The sequence below is a fragment of the Agrobacterium sp. 5Ca50 genome, from assembly GCF_055381905.1.
In genome coordinates, this window is sequence record NZ_AP026439.1 from 234,434 (window position 1) to 250,337 (window position 15,904).

A 15,904-nucleotide genomic window follows, 5' to 3' on the forward strand; every position below is an offset into this window, starting at 1 on the left:
TGTGGAGGAGTGAACACATGAAAAGCAATGCAAAATTCTTTCTGACAGCAGCACTGGCATCAACAGTGCTGAATGCCGGTTTGGCGCAGGCCCAGACGGCAGAACCAATCCAGATTGGTTTGATCGCGCCGACATCGGGCATTTATGCCCGTCCGGGTCAGGTCATGAAAATGGGCGCCGAAATGGCAGTCGAGGACGTCAATAAAGCCGGCGGCATCGCTTGCCTGGGCGGCGCGCCTCTACAGCTTGTCACTATCGATTCAGGCGATTCCGTTGAAAAAGCCACCAACTCTGCCCAGCGCATGGTTGCGGACTTTCCGGGCCTTGTCGGAGCAACTGGCGCTTATCTGAGCTCGTTCACGCTCGCGGTCAGCGAAGTAACGGAACGTGCTAATCTGCCGCTTCTGACCTTGTCCTATTCCGACCTCATCACCAGCCGCGGTTTCAAGAACATCTTCCAGACTTCTGCGACCGCGGGTGTGCAGGCACAAATCGCATTGCCGATCATCCTTGACCTTGCCGAGCAGCAAACCGGCACGCGTCCAAAGACCGTGGCGATCATCACCGATAACACGGCTGCATCGCTTGCCTCTGTTGATCGCATGAAGAAGGGCCTTCTGAAGGATGTCGGTCTTGACCTGTCCTTCGAGCAGGTGTTCACGCCGCCGCTGGCGGACGCGACCTCGCTTGTGCAGCAAGTGCGGCAGCAAAAGCCGGATCTGCTGTTTTTCCTACCGACGGTTATCTCAGACAGCAAGCTGATCCTTGAGAAGATGAAGGAGTTTCGGGTCAACACACCTGTGGTTTCCTTTGGTATTGCTATTGCCGAACCGGAAGTACTCAACACCATGCAGGCCGACCTGCTTGAAGGCGTGATGTCAGCGGTGGCGAACTGGGGCACCAAAGGTCAGGAAGACCTGATCAAGCGTCTGAACGAAAAGTATGGCGAGCCATGGATGACGCAGAATGCCATCTCGACCTATGGCGATATCTGGTTGTTCAAGGATGCACTGGACAAGAGCTGCAGCCGTGACCGTGCCGCTCTTGGTGAAGCGTTGAGAACGCTGAATGCCGGTCCGGCCAAATATTTCCCCGGCGGTACGCTAAGCTTTGACGACAAGGGCCATCGCGAAGGCGCCAGCCTGACGATCATCCAGTGGCAGAAGGGTATTCCGGTTACCGTTTATCCTGACGATCTGGCGCTTGCAAAGCCGATCTGGCCGAAATGATGATGCTAGCCCGGACATCGTGTCCGGGTGAGGACGTCATAACCGGGGCGGTTCAACCCGCCCCGGCTCTGGATACTGCGCCGCGCGCTGCAAGCGTAAAGAGGATGGAATGGCTGACGAGACATATGAAGTTCTTGCCGTGAAATATGCCCATAACGGGCGGCAATCTTCGCAGAATTTCATCGGCGGTGATGAACATGACCGGCCGATGCCACTTGACTATTTTGTGTGGGTGATCCGCAATGACAAGCGCACCATCATTGTCGATACCGGCTTTAATCCGGACAGCGGCAATCGCCGAGCGCGCGAACTGACCACACCCGTCAATCAGGCCCTTTCGGCCGTGGGTGTGGATTGCGCCAGCGTACAGCACGTCATCATTACCCATATGCATTACGACCATGCCGGCAACAACGACATGTTCCCCAATGCCTGCTTCCATATGCAGGAAAGCGAGATGCAATACGCGACCGGTCCCTGCATGTGTCACCACACGCTAAACCACCCATATGAGGCCGAGGATGTGACGGGCATGGTGCGCCGCGTTTACGCAGGCAAGGTCGCTTTTGCAAATGGGGACGACCAGCTTTTTCCCGGCGTTTCCGTACATCATATCGGTGGCCATTCGCGCGGCCTTCAATGCGTGCGTGTCAACACGGCGCGTGGCGCAGTCGTGCTCGCCTCTGACGCGTCCCACCACTACGCTCATATGAATTCCGGCCGGGTTTTCCCGACTTGCGACAGCGTTTCACAGACGATCGCTGGCTACGGACGGCTGATGCAGCTGGCCGGTGAGAAGCGCCTGATTGTTCCCGGGCACGATCCGGAGGTGCTCAAACGATATCCGGCTTACAGCAATCAGACCGAAGGCATGGTTGCCAAACTGGATGTCGACGAATTAACAATCTGATCCATAATTTTGTATTATTGACATATTGTATTACTGCAATGTAACGTAAACTTGATTGATGATCCGGGAGGAAAATCCGATGATCCTTGAAATGCGTGTCTACTACTGCGCCCCCACCAGACTGCCAGCTCTTCTCGACCGTTTCCGTAGCCATACGCTCGGCTTCTTCGACAAATATGGCATCGAACAGGTGGGTTTCTGGACGACACTTGTCGGCAGTGACAATCACACGCTCGGTTACATTCTCAAATGGAACAGCATGGCGGAACGTGAAGAGCGATGGAACGCATTCCAGGCCGACGCTGACTGGATCGCTGCGCGTGCGGAAACCGAACGCGAACGCCCGATCGTTGCGCGGGTGGATAACAGTTTCCTTGCTCCAACGGATTTTTCCGCCCTGCGTTAACGGCAGGTTTTAAAACCACTTCCGGCATTGGGCCGGAGCGCGATGAAAACAGGTGAGGTTGGGCAATCAGATGGCCGGAAAAACAATAGGCTTCATTGGATTGGGAATGATGGGCGCGCCGATGTGCGCATGCCTGGTTAAGGCAGGATTTCGCATTCTGGTGGCGGACGCAGATCCGGCGCGGGTCAGCGCGATCTGTGATGAGCTATCCGTATCGCCATTGACGAAAGATGTGGCGAGTGAGGCTGATGTTCTGATCACCATGCTGCCGAATTCCAAGATCGTTGAAACGGTTCTTCTAGGAAATGGTTGGGCAGCAGCACTGCGCAAAGGGGCTTTGGTCATCGACATGAGCTCGTCAGAGCCGGTTAGATCCCGCAATCTGGCGGCAACGCTTGAAGCGCAGGGGCTGGAATATCTTGATGCTCCGGTTTCCGGTGGCGTCAAGCGAGCCCGGGAGGGCACACTTGCCATTCTCGTGGGTGGCAAGGAAACAGTGAAAGCCGAGACGATGCCGGTGCTTGAAGCAATGGGCGGGTCCATTCTGTTTATCGGTCCGGCCGGGTCTGGCCATGCGGCCAAGGCGCTCAACAACTTCGTGTCGGCGTGCGGGCTGATGGTGACGGTTGAGGCGCTGCATGTTGCACAGCGCTTTGGCATTTCGCCTGAGGCGATGACGGATGTGCTCAACGCCTCATCCGGCAAGAGCAATACGTCTGAAAACAAGGTCAAACAATTTATGTTGTCGGGCACCTACGGGTCCGGTTTTTCACTGCATCTCATGGACAAGGATCTGGGCATTGCCCGTGCCTTGGCGCAATCGGTTGATTATCCGCTGACCTTCGGACGCAACGGTATCGACCTCTGGCATGAGCAGGCAGGCGAGGTCGGCCCAACTGCTGATCACACCGAAATGTATCGCCTGCTCGAGCAGGAACAGGATTGAGGGTTTCGCCATGATCGTCCTGGACAAGTTTTATATTGATGGTGCCTGGGTTGAGCCAGTTGGTGGCAGCACCATGGATCTCATCGATCCCTCAACCGAAAAGGTCATTGGTCGGCTGTCTCTCGGCAATGAAGCGGATGTTGACAGAGCCGTGGCGGCCGCCAAACGTGCAGCACCGGCCTTTGCCGCCACGACCGTCGAAGAACGCATTGCTTTGCTTGAGCGGATTCTTGCTGCCTATAACAGTCGTTATGATGAGTTTGCCGAAGCGATGCGTGTGGAAATGGGTTCGCCCATTACCTTTGCAACAAAGGGGCAGGCGGCGCGTGGACCTTTGCATATCGAGGCGCTGCTGAAGGTCCTGAGAGACTTTCGTTTCGAAGAGGACATGGATAGCGGCACGCGCCTGCGGCACCAGCCGGTTGGCGTCTGTGGTCTGATCACGCCTTGGAACTGGCCGGTCAATCAGGTCATCGTGAAGGTAGGGCCAGCACTTGCTGCTGGCTGCACGATGGTTCTGAAGCCCAGCGAATTCTCCGCCATCAGCACGGTTCTATTTGCCGAAGTCTTGCATGAGGCGGGTGTGCCTCCCGGTGTCTTCAATCTCGTCAACGGCGATGGTCCAACGGTTGGCTCTGCCATTGCAGCCCATGACGACATTGCCATGGTGTCCTTTACCGGTTCGACCCGTGCTGGCATCGAGGTGGCGCGGGCAGCGGCTCCGACGGTCAAACGGGTCGCGCAGGAACTGGGCGGCAAGTCGGCCAATATTCTGCTTGATGACGTTGATCTTGAAGATGCTGTGCGTCGAGGCGTGGCGGCCTGCTTTACCAATTCGGGCCAATCCTGCTCGATCCCCACCCGTATGCTGGTGCCCGCGCATCTGATGGACCGCGCGTCCAAAATCGCCGCGGACGCCGCGGATGCCTATCGTCTTGGACCGACGGATGCCGCCGATACCCAGCTCGGCCCGGTCGTCAATCGCAGCCAGTTTGATCGTGTCCTGAGCCTCATCAACAGTGGTGTGGCAGAAGGAGCAACACTTGTTGCTGGCGGTGCTGAACGTCCTGAAGGTCTGCCAGACGGCTATTATGTGCGCCCGACAGTGTTCAGCGATGTTGGGCCGGACATGGCCATTGCGCAGGAAGAAATCTTTGGTCCGGTTCTGTCGATCATTCCCTATCGGAGTGAAGATGAAGCCGTCGCCATTGCCAATGGCACATTTTACGGCCTTGCCGCCTATGTCCAGTCGGCAGACCGTGAGCGGGCGCGAGCTATTGCCCGGCGGCTCAATGGTGGTCAGGTGCATATCAATTATCCGCCTGCTGACTTCGGTGCGCCATTCGGTGGTTTTGGCCGCTCGGGCAATGGCCGCGAATGGGGCGAGGCGGGACTGCGCGAGTATCTCGAAACCAAGGCGATGATTGGATACGGAGCCGGCGAATGAGCACGGTCATCCAGGTCAGCCCGATAGCAATAACAGTCATAACGAGGGAGGCACATCGGAATGCCAACTGAAAGCGAAATCTTCGCCAAAGGGTTCCAGAACCGCAAACGCGTGCTGGGCGCAGCCCACGTCGAAAAGTCGTGGGAAAATGCTGACGATTTCAACCGGCCAGCCCAGAGGCTAGTCACGGAATATTGCTGGGGTGAGGTCTGGGGCGACGAACGGTTACCGTTTGAAACCCGTAGCATGCTCAATCTCGCCATGCTGACGGCCATGAACCAGCACCACGAACTGGCGGTGCATGTGCGCGGTGCCTTGCGCAACGGCGTGACACCAGACCAAATCCAGGCCGTTTTGTTGCAGGCCATGGTCTATTGCGGCGCTCCGGCGGCTCTTGCCGCGTTCAGAACTGCCAGCACGGCCATCAAGGAATGGCAGGCAGAGCAGGCAAAGGCTGGTGAAGCCTTGAACGGAAGCGGCAAATGAACTGTCCGCGCGCCAGTGCCATTGGCGATGGATGAGCGTGAGTGAGGAAAACGCGCCCGCAATGCCAGCATTCTGGCAACGGAATTGGGTGCTGTATCGAGGATAAGCAGGATGTCTAATCCGCAAGTGGGATTTATCGGACTTGGCAATATGGGAGGACGCATGACGCGCTGCATCGTGGCAGGCGGCGTCGAAGTCCTCGGTTACGACAAGGATGCGCAGGCAGCAGCGCGTTTTGGTGCGACACCGTCCCAAAGCATTCGGGAGGTGATGGAAGGCGCAGATATCATCCTGCTTTCTTTGCCTGACAGCGTCGTGATCGAACGTGTCGTGGAGGGCGAAGATGGAGTTCTCCAGCATATCCGCCCCGGACAGGTTGTTGCGGATATGAGCACGGCGTCGGCCGCCTCGACCAAAAGACTTGCCCGTCTTTTTGCGGAAAAGGGTGCGTTCCTGGTTGATGCCGGAATTTCCGGTGGCGCTGCCGCTGCCGAAAAAGGCGCCCTGACGCTGATGGTGGGCGGCGACGCCGGCGCCATTGAACGGTTGCAGCCCGTGTTTTCGCTGATTGCCAGCAAAGTGATCGTCATGGGCGACTGCGGCGCGGGTCACACCGCCAAGCTTCTCAACAATTTCCTCAACGCCGTCAGCCTTGCTGCGACGGCGGAAGTCATGGTGGCGGGCAAGAAGGCCGGTCTTGATCTGCACAAGCTGCTGGATGTGCTCAATGCCAGCAGTGGTGTTAACTTCGCAACGCTGAACCGCTTCCCTAGGATTGTCGACGGTGATTATCTGGAAGGCGGCCTGACCAGCAAGCTGATGACCAAGGATGTTTTGCTCTATTGTGACATGTTACACGAACTAGGCGTTTCGTCTCTCAACTCTGCCGGGCCCATGGCCAGCTTTGGTCTTGCGACTGCGCTTGGTTATGGCGATGTGATCAGCAATCGCGTCGTTGATGCAATCGGGGACATTTCGGGCGGCGTTCGCCTGCACAACAAAAAGGACTGATGTGATGAAGATTTTCCATGGCCGCCAGACTGGCGCGGTTTCCGAAGTTAGATCTTCGACATTTACGGGAACGGTTCATGCTGACCCGATCATGCCGACGACCGATGGCGTGACAATCAACAATGTGTTCTTCACGCCCGGTGCACGTACCTACTGGCACACCCATGAGACCGGGCAGGTGCTGACCGTTGTTGCCGGCGAAGGCTGGGTTTGTGTGGATGGTGAACAAGCTCAACGTATTCGTGTGGGAGATATTGTCTGGATTCCAGAGGGAGAGCGTCACTGGCACGGTGCAACGGCCACGAGCTACCTCCTTCACACTGCCGTTTCTATCGGCAAGACCGTGTGGGAAGAAGAAGTGACGGCCGAGCAATTCGCATCTGCAGGTGCCTGATCACCGTCCGGTACGGCATTCCACGTGTAGACTACGGGTCTTTATCGTCGGCGGACACAACTTGTTACAGACCTGCGGATCATGTAAATGTCGGATGGTCATAATGTAATATAGGAATTACTGATGGTTGTGCGTGGGGTTGCCTTGCAAGCGGATACGCTCCGCCGGCAGATAGAAAACGCCGTACGAGACGGCATCACCTCGGGTCGATATGCTCCGGGCAGCCGCCTCGTCGAGCGTGAATTGTGCGAGGAGCTTGGTGTAAGCCGGACTTCTCTGCGCGAGGCACTGCGCAAGCTCGAAGCGGAAAAGCTGGTGGAAATCGTCCCCCACAAGGGGCCAGTTGTCGCCAGCATTTCGCTTGAAGAAGCCGGCGAAATTTACGCGCTTCGTGAATTGCTGGAAGGTTTTGCTGCCCAGGAATTTGCAACGCGTGGCTCGGATGAAGACTTGAATGCCTTTGGCCGCGAAGCGGCGGTTCTGCGCGGCCACGCACTTGCTGGCGAAACGGCCGAGGTGCTTGAAGCCAAAAGCCGTCTTTATTCGATCATGCTCGGGCGCTGTGGCAACACGCTGGTGCGGGAGGTCCTCCAGAGCCTTTTCTCACGCATCAATATTCTGCGCGCAACGTCTCTTATGCACCCCGAACGGATTTCCCAGAGCCTTGCAGAAATCGATGCACTCACGAAGGCTTTACAGTCACGCGATGCCGAGGCCGCACGGAAGTACGCCTCGCAACACGTGAAAAACGCGTCGATTGTTGCCCTGAAGTTACTGGGTGAACAACAGAAGGCGGCCTTAGTGGACAGCTGAGGCGTCCCCAAACAATACAATCGGCTTCTCGCCTTCCGTCGTCACGAAGGATCGTTATCGGATTGTCCTCTCAATGCTGTATCAGCAATGAGAGGACACTCCGCTTTTATTGAATTGTCAGTCCCTGACACTACGGTTCAATGCCGGGATGTTGCGCGCCTATTCTCTGAACAGGCTGCTTTATTTCATCTTTTAGCCCGTTATCCCAGCGACAACAAAACAGGTGTCATAGGATTGACTCAATAGTGAAACCGGTTACATTCGTCGATGTAAACGGTTTCATAGTGTATATCCGTGCTTGGAGGAGCAAAATTTCATGTTTAGACATTTGATGGCTGCCGCTGCGATGGTGCTTGCGGCCGGTACGTCCGTGCACGCCCAGGAGCAGAGCTTCAAGATCGGTCTTTCCAACTCGTTCGTCGGCAGTGAGTGGCGCACGCAGATGATCGAAGAGGCTCAGGCTGCTGCAAAGGCTTGGGGCGAAAAGGGCGTCAAGGTTGAGGTTGTTGTCCAGAGCGGCAATGTCGATGTGCAGGGACAGATTGGCCACATCAGGAACTTCATGAACCAGGGCGTTGATGCGATCCTGATCAATCCGGGTAGCCCGACTGCTTTTGACCCGATCTTTGCGCAGGCCAAGGCACGCAACATCCTCGTGATCGCGACAGATGCGGAAGTATCCTCCAAGGATGCCATCTATGTCGGTATCGACCAGAAGGCATGGGCTGCACAGTCCGCGCAGTGGCTTGCAGATACATTGCAAGGCAAGGGCAGCGTTGTTGCGATCAACGGCATTGCAGGCAACCCTGCCAACGAAGCCCGCGTCGCCGGTTACCGCGAAGTATTTGCCAAATATCCTGACATCAAGGTCCTGAACGAAGCCAATGCCAGCTGGGACCAGGCGCAGGGTCAGCAGGCCATGCAGAACCTTCTCGCAACCTACCCTGATATCAGCGGCGTCTGGGTTCAGGACGGCATGGCTGATGGTGCATGGCGCGCAATCGAAGCCGCCGGCAAGGCAAAGGACATTGCTGCGACGGGTGAAATCCGCAAGGACTTCATGACCCGCTGGGAAGCCGAAAAGTTCAATTCCGGTGCTTCAGTCAACCCTCCCGGCGTTATGGCCAGCGCATTGAACGTTGCTGTGCTGAAGCTGCAGGGCAAGGAATTCAAGGACGGCGTTTTTGGCGGTACCTATGGCAATGCCATCTATATTCCGATCCCCTTCGTGAACAACGAAAACCTTGCTGACAACATCAAGGCTGCAGACGGCAAGCCAGGCTACTGGTCTGTGACTGCAGCCGTGACGCCTGAACAGGCTGGCGAGTTCTTCAAATAAAATGGCCTTCGGGCTGGCGATAGCCGCCAGCCCGGATTTCACAATTCGAATGCGGACAATGTGTGTTTTCCCATGTCCGCCAATGACAAGTACAATTCGGAGACATGCGATGGCGAACGCTTTGGAAGCGGCCGGCATAACGAAGAATTTTGGTGCCGTGCGTGCCCTGACAGCCGGTAAGCTGACGGTCGGCCGTGGTGAAATCCACGCGCTGCTCGGCGCTAATGGTTGCGGCAAGAGCACGCTATGCAAGATTGTGGCGGGTGCAGTAGCCCCGACCAGTGGCGCCATCAAGTTCAACGGCAGCGAAGTACACTTCAAAAGCCCGCGTGACGCCGAAAATGCAGGAATTGCGCTTTTTTATCAGGAGTTGAGCCTGATCCCGCAATTGTCCGTGGCCGATAATATCTTTCTCGGACGAGAGCCGAAGCGCGGCGTGTTTGTCGATCGCAAGGCCCTGATCGCCGAGGCGCGCAAGTTGATTGCACTGTTTGACGGTGTTGCCGGAGAAGGGCTTGAGCCGGACGCGATTGTCGGCAACTTACCGCCGGACCAGCGCCAGCTTGTCGAAATTCTTAAAGTTTTTGCGCAGAATGCCAGCCTGATGATCATGGATGAGGCAACGGCAGCACTTGACGGCCGCCAGTCACAGCGTTTCTTCGAAATTCTCAGGGCCAAGAAGGTCGATGGTGTCTCTACCATCATGATTTCCCATCGTCTTGACGAAGTATTTGCCGTTTGTGACCGCATCACCGTGATGAGGAACGGCGCGACAATTTCTGAACTCGATACCTCCACTACCACCCGTGAAGCTGTTGTTCATGACATGGTTGGGGATGTCCGCGCCGCACCGGCTCGCCAGCAGGGACGTTTGGCCGCTCCAGCCAGCCTGAAGGTGGAAAATGCGATCAGCACCGGTGTGCGTGGTGTGACGCTTGAAGCCTATCCGGGAGAGATCCTCGGTCTGGCGGGTCTGCAGGGACAAGGTCAATCGGCCCTTTTGAAAGGGCTGTTCGGTGCCAATCCCTTTACATCTGGGGATGTGCAGTTTGCCGGCCAGAAGGTGACCATCGCCAAGCCGGCACAGGCCGTTCATAACGGTTTCGCCTATGTCTCTGGAGATCGTGGCCGTGACGCCTCCTTTCAGGGGCGTTCTATTTTTGAAAATCTCGTCGCCGCTTTGATGGTGCGCGAAAAGAAAAAGCTGATCCGCCCTGCCACGCTGAAACCGCGTGTGCAGAAAGTCGCTGACGATATGAAAACGAAGTTTGCCGGCATGGATATGCCGATCGGCACGCTTTCCGGCGGCAATCAGCAGAAGATCTTCATTTCCCGCTGGCTGGCAACCGCGCCGAAGCTGCTGTTGCTGGATGATCCGACCAAGGGCATCGATCTTGGTGCCAAGGCAGACCTTTTTGCCCTAATGCGCCAGCAGGCCGATGCCGGTGCCACCATCCTTTTCTACTCGTCCGAGGACGCGGAAATTCTTGAATATGCCGACCGCATTCTGGTGTTCAACGGCGGTCGTATTTCGGCAGAACTGACCGGAGAAGACATGACCCCCATCAACATGACACGCGCCGCCTATGGAGACGCCGCATGAGTTCGTCCGGTATCTTACGCAAGCAACCTTGGATCATAACGCTTGTCGTTCTCGCTATTCTTGTTGCGGTCAACACGTTTCTGCAGCCCACATTCATTCAGCCGTCGGTGTTGCAATCCAACCTGACGACATTTCTTCCGCTAATCCTCGTTGCCATCGGCCAAACCTATGTCATTCTCGCTGGCGACATTGATTTGTCGGTGGGCAGCATCGTGGCACTTGCCAATGTTGTTACGGTCAGCGTGATTGCGGCGCTTGGCGGGTCAGCCGGTGCTGTGTTTGCAGGAATGGCGGCAGGTTGCATTGTTGGTCTGGTATGCGGACTGGTCAATGGCCTGTTCATTTCCGGCCTGCGCTTTCAGCCGATTGTCACGACCTTTGCCACGGGCATCATTTTTGCCGGACTTGCTATCTGGGTGTTGCCGCAGGCTGGTCTTCCGGTCCCTGAAGCCTATTGGCAAACCTATTCCGGCAGCTTCATCGGCTTGCCTTTTGTGGTGTGGGTTCTGTTCGCCGGTATTGCCTTCACACTGATCGTGTCGCGTATTCCGTTTCATGTGCATCTGTTGGCGGTCGGCGGCAATCGCACCGGTGCTTTTCAGACTGGTCTTCGTCTCTCCGGTATTCGTATCGGCGCTTACATGATCTCCGGCCTGTTTTCGGCGCTGGCGGCGCTCTGCCTCACCGGTGAAACCGCATCGGGCGACCCATTGCTGGGCGCAAGTCTGGCGCTGTCATCCATTTCGGCGGTAGTTTTGGGCGGAACGGCGCTTTCTGGCGGGTTTGGCAGTTCGACGGGGTCGATTGCTGGGGCGCTAGTGCTTGGCATGATCGGCAATGTGATTTTCTTTGCGGGCTTGCCCTTCGAGTACCAGACATTGGTGCAGGGTTTGATTGTGCTGACGGCGCTTGCCGGTGGCGTTCTGGTGACGAGGCGTTGATATGACAAATCCGGGCTTGCAAATCAAAACTCTGCTCACCGATCCCTTAACCATTGCCATTGGCGCATCTGTTTTCCTTCTGCTGGTTGGCGAATTGTTGTCACCGGGCTTTGCGCAGGGCTCGCAGATCGTTCGTTTGCTGACTATTGCCGCCATTCTCGGCATCGTCGCGGCAGGTCAGAACCTTGTGATCCTTGGCGGACGTGAGGGTATCGACCTCTCGGTCGGTGCCATGATCTCGCTAGGCGCTGTTCTGGCTGGTAACATGATGAACGGCCAGAATGCCGGTATTCCGCTCGCCATTCTGGTCGCTGGCGGCATTCCGTTCCTGATCGGTCTCGTCAACGGCATCGGCATCACCTTCGTGCGTATTCCTCCATTGGTCATGACACTTGGCATGACGGCGGTGATTCAGGGCGGACTTGTGGTGTACTCGCAGGGCGTGCCATCGGGTGCGGCAGCGCCGCTGCTGGCCGGTTTCATCAACCGTCCGCTGATTTTCGGCATTCCTGGCGTGCTCTTCGTCTGGTTGGGCATTGCGGCCATCATGCTGTTCATGCTGCGCAGAACGGCGTTTGGATTTGCCATTTACGCTATCGGTTCAAACGAACGCGCAGCGACACTGGTCGGTCTGCCAGTTTCCCTGATCCGCACGCTGCTCTATGGCCTGTCCGGTCTATTTGCGGGGCTGACCGGGGTCTGCGTGATCGGTTACACCGGCACGTCCTTCATTTCGGTTGGCGATCAATATGTCCTGCCGTCGATCATCGCGGTTGTCATTGGCGGTACTTCACTGGCGGGCGGCGCCGGTGGATATGTCGGAACAATGGCCGGAGCTGTTGCGCTAACCATCCTGCAAAGCGTACTGATTACACTCAACTTAGATGTATGGGCCCGGCAGATCATATTCGGTGTCACGTTACTTGCGCTGATGCTGCTTTATGGCCGCCAAAAGCAGCTGCGTGTGTAACAGATGAGCAAAGAACAAGGTTCGAATATCCGGGAAGTTGCAGCCATTGCGGGCGTGTCGATTGCGACCGTGTCGCGCGCGCTGCAGCAACCCGACAAGGTGCGCCCGGAAACCCGGAAAAAGGTTTTCGATGCCGTGAGGCAAGCGAACTTTGTGCCCAATGCCCAGGCGGCCAGTTTCCGACGCCAATCCAACAACACCGTCATTCTCCTGGTTCGTGATATCGGCAACCCATTTTATCTCGAAATCTACAAGGGTGTCGAAGAAGCGGCCAGCGAAGCTGGATACAAGGTTCTCATGGGTGATGCCCGCAACGATGTGAACCGGGTAGCAAATCACATCGATATGGTCCGGCAGAAACATGCCGATGGGCTGATCCTGATGACGGGCCAGTTTCCGACAGAGCTTTTGGATCAGGTGGATAACCTGCCGCCAATCGTCATCGCCTCGGAAACCGTTGCCGGCATTGCGCTACCAACCGTCAAGGTCGACAACCGTGCGGCATCCAAAAATGCCATGCGTCACCTCATCGAGGCCGGGCACAAGCAGATTGTGCATCTTGCCGGTCCGTTCCCGGAGACGCTGGCGCAAGAGCGTTTTGATGGCTACCGCGATGCTCTCACCGAAGCCGGGATCGATTACGATGAGACGCTGCTTGTCAGCGGTGACTACAGCATCGAAAGCGGTCGTCAGGCAATTACTGGCCTTCTGGAGCGCGGTATTTCCTTCACTGCCATCTTCGCATCGAGCGACCAGATGGCAATTGGTGCGATCAGCGAATTGCGGGCGCGTGGCCTGTCGGTGCCGAGTGACGTGTCGGTCACCGGTTTCGACGACATCATCTTCGCCAATGCGTTCGAACCACCGCTGACAACGGTGCGGCAGCCCCGTCAGGAAATGGGTCGCAAGGCCATGGCGCTGATGGTTGAGCGGCTGAACGGCAAACGGACAGCCGAGACAATCGTAATGGACACAGAACTGGTGGTGCGCGGCTCGGTGGCGCGCTGCCGACCGCGGCAGCCTTAGCTGCGATACCTGAAATTGTGAATGCAAGGAGAGTATGGATATGAAGACGATCAAAGGCCCGGCGATTTTCCTCGCGCAATTTGTTGGAGATAAAGCCCCCTTCGACACGCTCGACAATCTCGGCCAATGGGCAGCTTCGCTCGGCTACAAGGGCATTCAGGTGCCCACAGATCCCAAACTCTTCGATCTGGAAAAAGCTGCGGCTTCCAAGGCCTATTGCGACGATATCAAAGGGCGCCTTGCCGAACTCGGTGTCGAAATCACCGAGCTTTCCACTCATATTCAGGGCCAGCTTGTTGCGGTTCATCCTGCCTATGACGAGTTGTTTGATGGTTTTGCGCCAGCCGAATTGCGCGGCAAACCGCAGGCACGGCAGGAATGGGCCGTCAATCAGCTGAAATATGCGGCGAAAGCCTCGCAGCATCTTGGTCTTTCAAGCCATGCGACCTTTTCCGGTGCCCTGGCATGGCCGTTTGTATATCCATGGCCGCAACGTCCGACCGGCCTCGTTGAAATGGCCTTTGCCGAGCTTGCCAATCGCTGGAAACCTATTCTCGATACGTTCGATGAGAACGGCGTTGATCTCTGCTACGAGCTGCATCCGGGTGAAGACCTGCATGACGGCGTGACCTTCGAGCGTTTTCTGGAAGCGACAGGCAATCACGCACGGGCCAACATCCTCTATGATCCGTCCCACTTCGTGCTTCAGGCGATGAACTATCTGGATTTCATCGATATCTATCACGAGCGTATCCGCGCCTTCCACGTCAAGGATGCCGAGTTCAATCCGACCGGCCGATCCGGCGTTTATGGCGGCTATCAAGGCTGGGTTGATCGTCCGGGTCGGTTTCGCTCGCTGGGCGATGGGCATGTCGATTTCGGTGCGGTGTTTTCCAAGCTCACCCAATATGACTTCGACGGATGGGCGGTTTTGGAATGGGAGTGTGCTCTGAAGCACCCGGAAGATGGTGCGCGAGAAGGGGCAGACTTCATTAAAAACCACATCATTCGCGTGACCGAGCGGGCATTTGACGATTTCGCCAAAAGCGGGGTGGATGAAGCCGCCAACCTTCGCATCCTTGGTCTGTGAAAGGTAATCCCATGTCAGCAGGCACAAAAAAATTCGACAGCCGTCGTATTCGTCTCGGTATGGTCGGCGGCGGTCAAGGTGCATTTATCGGCGCGGTTCACCGTATCGCAGCGCGACTTGACGACCGTTATGAGCTGGTGGCCGGGGCGCTCTCATCCGACCCTGCCCGCGCCAACGCCTCGGCCGTGATGCTCGGTATTGAAGCAGATCGCTCCTATGCTTCGTTTGAAGATATGGCTGTGGCTGAAGCGGCGCGCGCCGATGGTATCGAGGCCGTCGCCATCGTGACGCCAAATCATCTGCATTTTGCCCCCTCAAAGCTTTTCCTGGAAAAGGGCATCCATGTTATCTGCGACAAGCCGGTGACCGCGACGATCGAGGAAGCCAAGAAGCTGGCCGAAATCGTCAAGGCGTCCGACAATTTGTTTATTCTGACGCATAACTACACCGGTTATGCCATGTTGCGTCAGATGCGAGAAATGATTGCCAACGGCGCCATCGGCAAGCTGCGTCATGTGCAAGCGGAATATGCGCAGGACTGGCTGACGGAAGCGGTGGAGACAACCGGCGTCAAGGGCGCGGAGTGGCGCACAGACCCCAGCCGTTCTGGCGCGGGCGGCGCGATTGGCGATATTGGCACGCATGCTTTTAACGCTGCAGCATTCGTCACGGGTGAAATTCCCGAGAGCATCTATGCTGATCTGACATCCTTCGTGCCCGGACGGCAACTAGACGACAGCGCCAATATCCTGTTGCGATACGCCAGTGGTGCCAAGGGTATGCTGTGGGCCAGCCAGATTGCCGTTGGCAACGAAAATGCACTTTCGCTGCGTGTCTACGGCGACAAGGGCGGGCTTGAGTGGCACCACCGCGTGCCAGACGAATTGTGGTTCACGCCCTATGGCGAACCGAAGCGGCTGATTACACGCAATGGCGCCGGGGCAGGCCCTGCCGCCAACCGCGTCAGCCGAGTGCCATCCGGCCACCCTGAAGGATATCTGGAAGGGTTTGCGACGATCTACAGTGAAGCCGCAGATGCTATCATAGCAAAGAGGGAGGGGAATACATCGTCTGGGGAGGGGATCTACCCCGGTATTGACGACGGCCTTGCGGGGCTTGCGTTCATTGATGCGGCAGTACGGTCCAGCCAGACCACGTCTTGGGTCGGGATCGACATCTAACCCGCAGTCTATCTGAAACAGACGACACCACACATTCGAGGCTGCTTTTGCACCTCCGGCTGCAGGGCCGGGGAGGGTGGCGCTTGCGTGTCGTTTACCGCTCAAACGAAAA

The 15,904-nt window shown here is 56.7% G+C and carries 16 protein-coding genes; all 16 read left to right on the forward strand.

Annotated elements, in window-relative coordinates; translation table 11 throughout:
- The first annotated feature begins 17 nt into the window (after positions 1-17).
- Positions 18-1,229 carry an ABC transporter substrate-binding protein gene (locus ACZ5FM_RS18710; RefSeq protein WP_250984418.1) on the forward strand — a complete coding sequence of 404 codons (1,212 nt, stop codon included), beginning with the start codon at positions 18-20 and terminating at the stop codon, positions 1,227-1,229.
- A gap of 109 nt (positions 1,230-1,338) precedes the next feature.
- Entirely contained in the window at positions 1,339-2,139 is an 801-nt protein-coding gene (locus ACZ5FM_RS18715) for an N-acyl homoserine lactonase family protein (RefSeq protein WP_250984419.1), read from the forward strand.
- Positions 2,140-2,218: 79 nt separating this feature from the next.
- Positions 2,219-2,545, forward strand: a complete 327-nt coding sequence (locus ACZ5FM_RS18720) for an NIPSNAP family protein (RefSeq protein ID WP_464040891.1) — start codon at positions 2,219-2,221, stop codon at positions 2,543-2,545.
- A 58-nt stretch (positions 2,546-2,603) separates the two neighbouring features.
- Entirely contained in the window at positions 2,604-3,491 is an 888-nt protein-coding gene (locus tag ACZ5FM_RS18725; protein ID WP_464041053.1) for an NAD(P)-dependent oxidoreductase, read from the forward strand.
- A 10-nt stretch (positions 3,492-3,501) separates the two neighbouring features.
- Positions 3,502-4,938: an aldehyde dehydrogenase family protein gene (locus ACZ5FM_RS18730; RefSeq protein ID WP_259148694.1), complete on the forward strand. Its 1,437-nt coding sequence runs from the start codon at positions 3,502-3,504 to the stop codon at positions 4,936-4,938.
- A 60-nt stretch (positions 4,939-4,998) separates the two neighbouring features.
- Positions 4,999-5,424: a carboxymuconolactone decarboxylase family protein gene (locus ACZ5FM_RS18735; RefSeq protein WP_192489824.1), complete on the forward strand. Its 426-nt coding sequence runs from the start codon at positions 4,999-5,001 to the stop codon at positions 5,422-5,424.
- Between the two features lie 111 nt (positions 5,425-5,535).
- Positions 5,536-6,435, forward strand: a complete 900-nt coding sequence (locus ACZ5FM_RS18740) for an NAD(P)-dependent oxidoreductase (protein ID WP_464040892.1) — start codon at positions 5,536-5,538, stop codon at positions 6,433-6,435.
- Between the two features lie 4 nt (positions 6,436-6,439).
- Complete coding sequence (locus ACZ5FM_RS18745; protein ID WP_250984424.1) at positions 6,440-6,829, forward strand: cupin domain-containing protein; 390 nt, start codon at positions 6,440-6,442, stop codon at positions 6,827-6,829.
- 123 nt (positions 6,830-6,952) lie between these two features.
- Positions 6,953-7,642, forward strand: a complete 690-nt coding sequence (locus tag ACZ5FM_RS18750) for a GntR family transcriptional regulator (RefSeq protein ID WP_250984425.1) — start codon at positions 6,953-6,955, stop codon at positions 7,640-7,642.
- Positions 7,643-7,958: 316 nt separating this feature from the next.
- Positions 7,959-8,981, forward strand: coding sequence for a substrate-binding domain-containing protein (locus ACZ5FM_RS18755; protein ID WP_464040893.1), 1,023 nt, complete (start codon positions 7,959-7,961; stop codon positions 8,979-8,981).
- A 109-nt stretch (positions 8,982-9,090) separates the two neighbouring features.
- On the forward strand, positions 9,091-10,584 hold the full coding sequence (locus ACZ5FM_RS18760; protein WP_464040894.1) for a sugar ABC transporter ATP-binding protein: 1,494 nt from the start codon (positions 9,091-9,093) through the stop codon (positions 10,582-10,584).
- The gene (locus ACZ5FM_RS18765) at positions 10,581-11,525 is read left to right on the forward strand and encodes an ABC transporter permease (RefSeq protein WP_250984428.1); all 945 of its coding nucleotides are present in this window, start codon (positions 10,581-10,583) and stop codon (positions 11,523-11,525) included. Before ACZ5FM_RS18760 ends, ACZ5FM_RS18765 begins: the two co-directional genes overlap by 4 nt.
- A gap of 1 nt (position 11,526) precedes the next feature.
- Positions 11,527-12,495, forward strand: a complete 969-nt coding sequence (locus ACZ5FM_RS18770; RefSeq protein WP_464040895.1) for an ABC transporter permease — start codon at positions 11,527-11,529, stop codon at positions 12,493-12,495.
- Between the two features lie 3 nt (positions 12,496-12,498).
- Positions 12,499-13,521, forward strand: coding sequence for a LacI family DNA-binding transcriptional regulator (locus ACZ5FM_RS18775; protein WP_250984430.1), 1,023 nt, complete (start codon positions 12,499-12,501; stop codon positions 13,519-13,521).
- A gap of 40 nt (positions 13,522-13,561) precedes the next feature.
- The gene (locus ACZ5FM_RS18780; protein WP_312951057.1) at positions 13,562-14,611 is read left to right on the forward strand and encodes a sugar phosphate isomerase/epimerase family protein; all 1,050 of its coding nucleotides are present in this window, start codon (positions 13,562-13,564) and stop codon (positions 14,609-14,611) included.
- A gap of 11 nt (positions 14,612-14,622) precedes the next feature.
- Positions 14,623-15,792, forward strand: a complete 1,170-nt coding sequence (locus ACZ5FM_RS18785; RefSeq protein WP_464040896.1) for a Gfo/Idh/MocA family protein — start codon at positions 14,623-14,625, stop codon at positions 15,790-15,792.
- Positions 15,793-15,904: the final 112 nt, after the last annotated feature.

Coding starts and splice junctions, on each gene's coding strand:
- ACZ5FM_RS18740 (WP_464040892.1), top strand. CDS start 5,536: ATGTCTAATCCGCAAGTGGGATTTATCGGACTTGGCAATATGGGAGGA.
- ACZ5FM_RS18775 (WP_250984430.1), top strand. CDS start 12,499: ATGAGCAAAGAACAAGGTTCGAATATCCGGGAAGTTGCAGCCATTGCG.
- ACZ5FM_RS18770 (WP_464040895.1), top strand. CDS start 11,527: ATGACAAATCCGGGCTTGCAAATCAAAACTCTGCTCACCGATCCCTTA.
- ACZ5FM_RS18780 (WP_312951057.1), top strand. CDS start 13,562: ATGAAGACGATCAAAGGCCCGGCGATTTTCCTCGCGCAATTTGTTGGA.
- ACZ5FM_RS18765 (WP_250984428.1), top strand. CDS start 10,581: ATGAGTTCGTCCGGTATCTTACGCAAGCAACCTTGGATCATAACGCTT.
- ACZ5FM_RS18785 (WP_464040896.1), top strand. CDS start 14,623: ATGTCAGCAGGCACAAAAAAATTCGACAGCCGTCGTATTCGTCTCGGT.
- ACZ5FM_RS18750 (WP_250984425.1), top strand. CDS start 6,953: ATGGTTGTGCGTGGGGTTGCCTTGCAAGCGGATACGCTCCGCCGGCAG.
- ACZ5FM_RS18735 (WP_192489824.1), top strand. CDS start 4,999: ATGCCAACTGAAAGCGAAATCTTCGCCAAAGGGTTCCAGAACCGCAAA.
- ACZ5FM_RS18715 (WP_250984419.1), top strand. CDS start 1,339: ATGGCTGACGAGACATATGAAGTTCTTGCCGTGAAATATGCCCATAAC.
- ACZ5FM_RS18730 (WP_259148694.1), top strand. CDS start 3,502: ATGATCGTCCTGGACAAGTTTTATATTGATGGTGCCTGGGTTGAGCCA.
- ACZ5FM_RS18760 (WP_464040894.1), top strand. CDS start 9,091: ATGGCGAACGCTTTGGAAGCGGCCGGCATAACGAAGAATTTTGGTGCC.
- ACZ5FM_RS18720 (WP_464040891.1), top strand. CDS start 2,219: ATGATCCTTGAAATGCGTGTCTACTACTGCGCCCCCACCAGACTGCCA.
- ACZ5FM_RS18745 (WP_250984424.1), top strand. CDS start 6,440: ATGAAGATTTTCCATGGCCGCCAGACTGGCGCGGTTTCCGAAGTTAGA.
- ACZ5FM_RS18710 (WP_250984418.1), top strand. CDS start 18: ATGAAAAGCAATGCAAAATTCTTTCTGACAGCAGCACTGGCATCAACA.
- ACZ5FM_RS18755 (WP_464040893.1), top strand. CDS start 7,959: ATGTTTAGACATTTGATGGCTGCCGCTGCGATGGTGCTTGCGGCCGGT.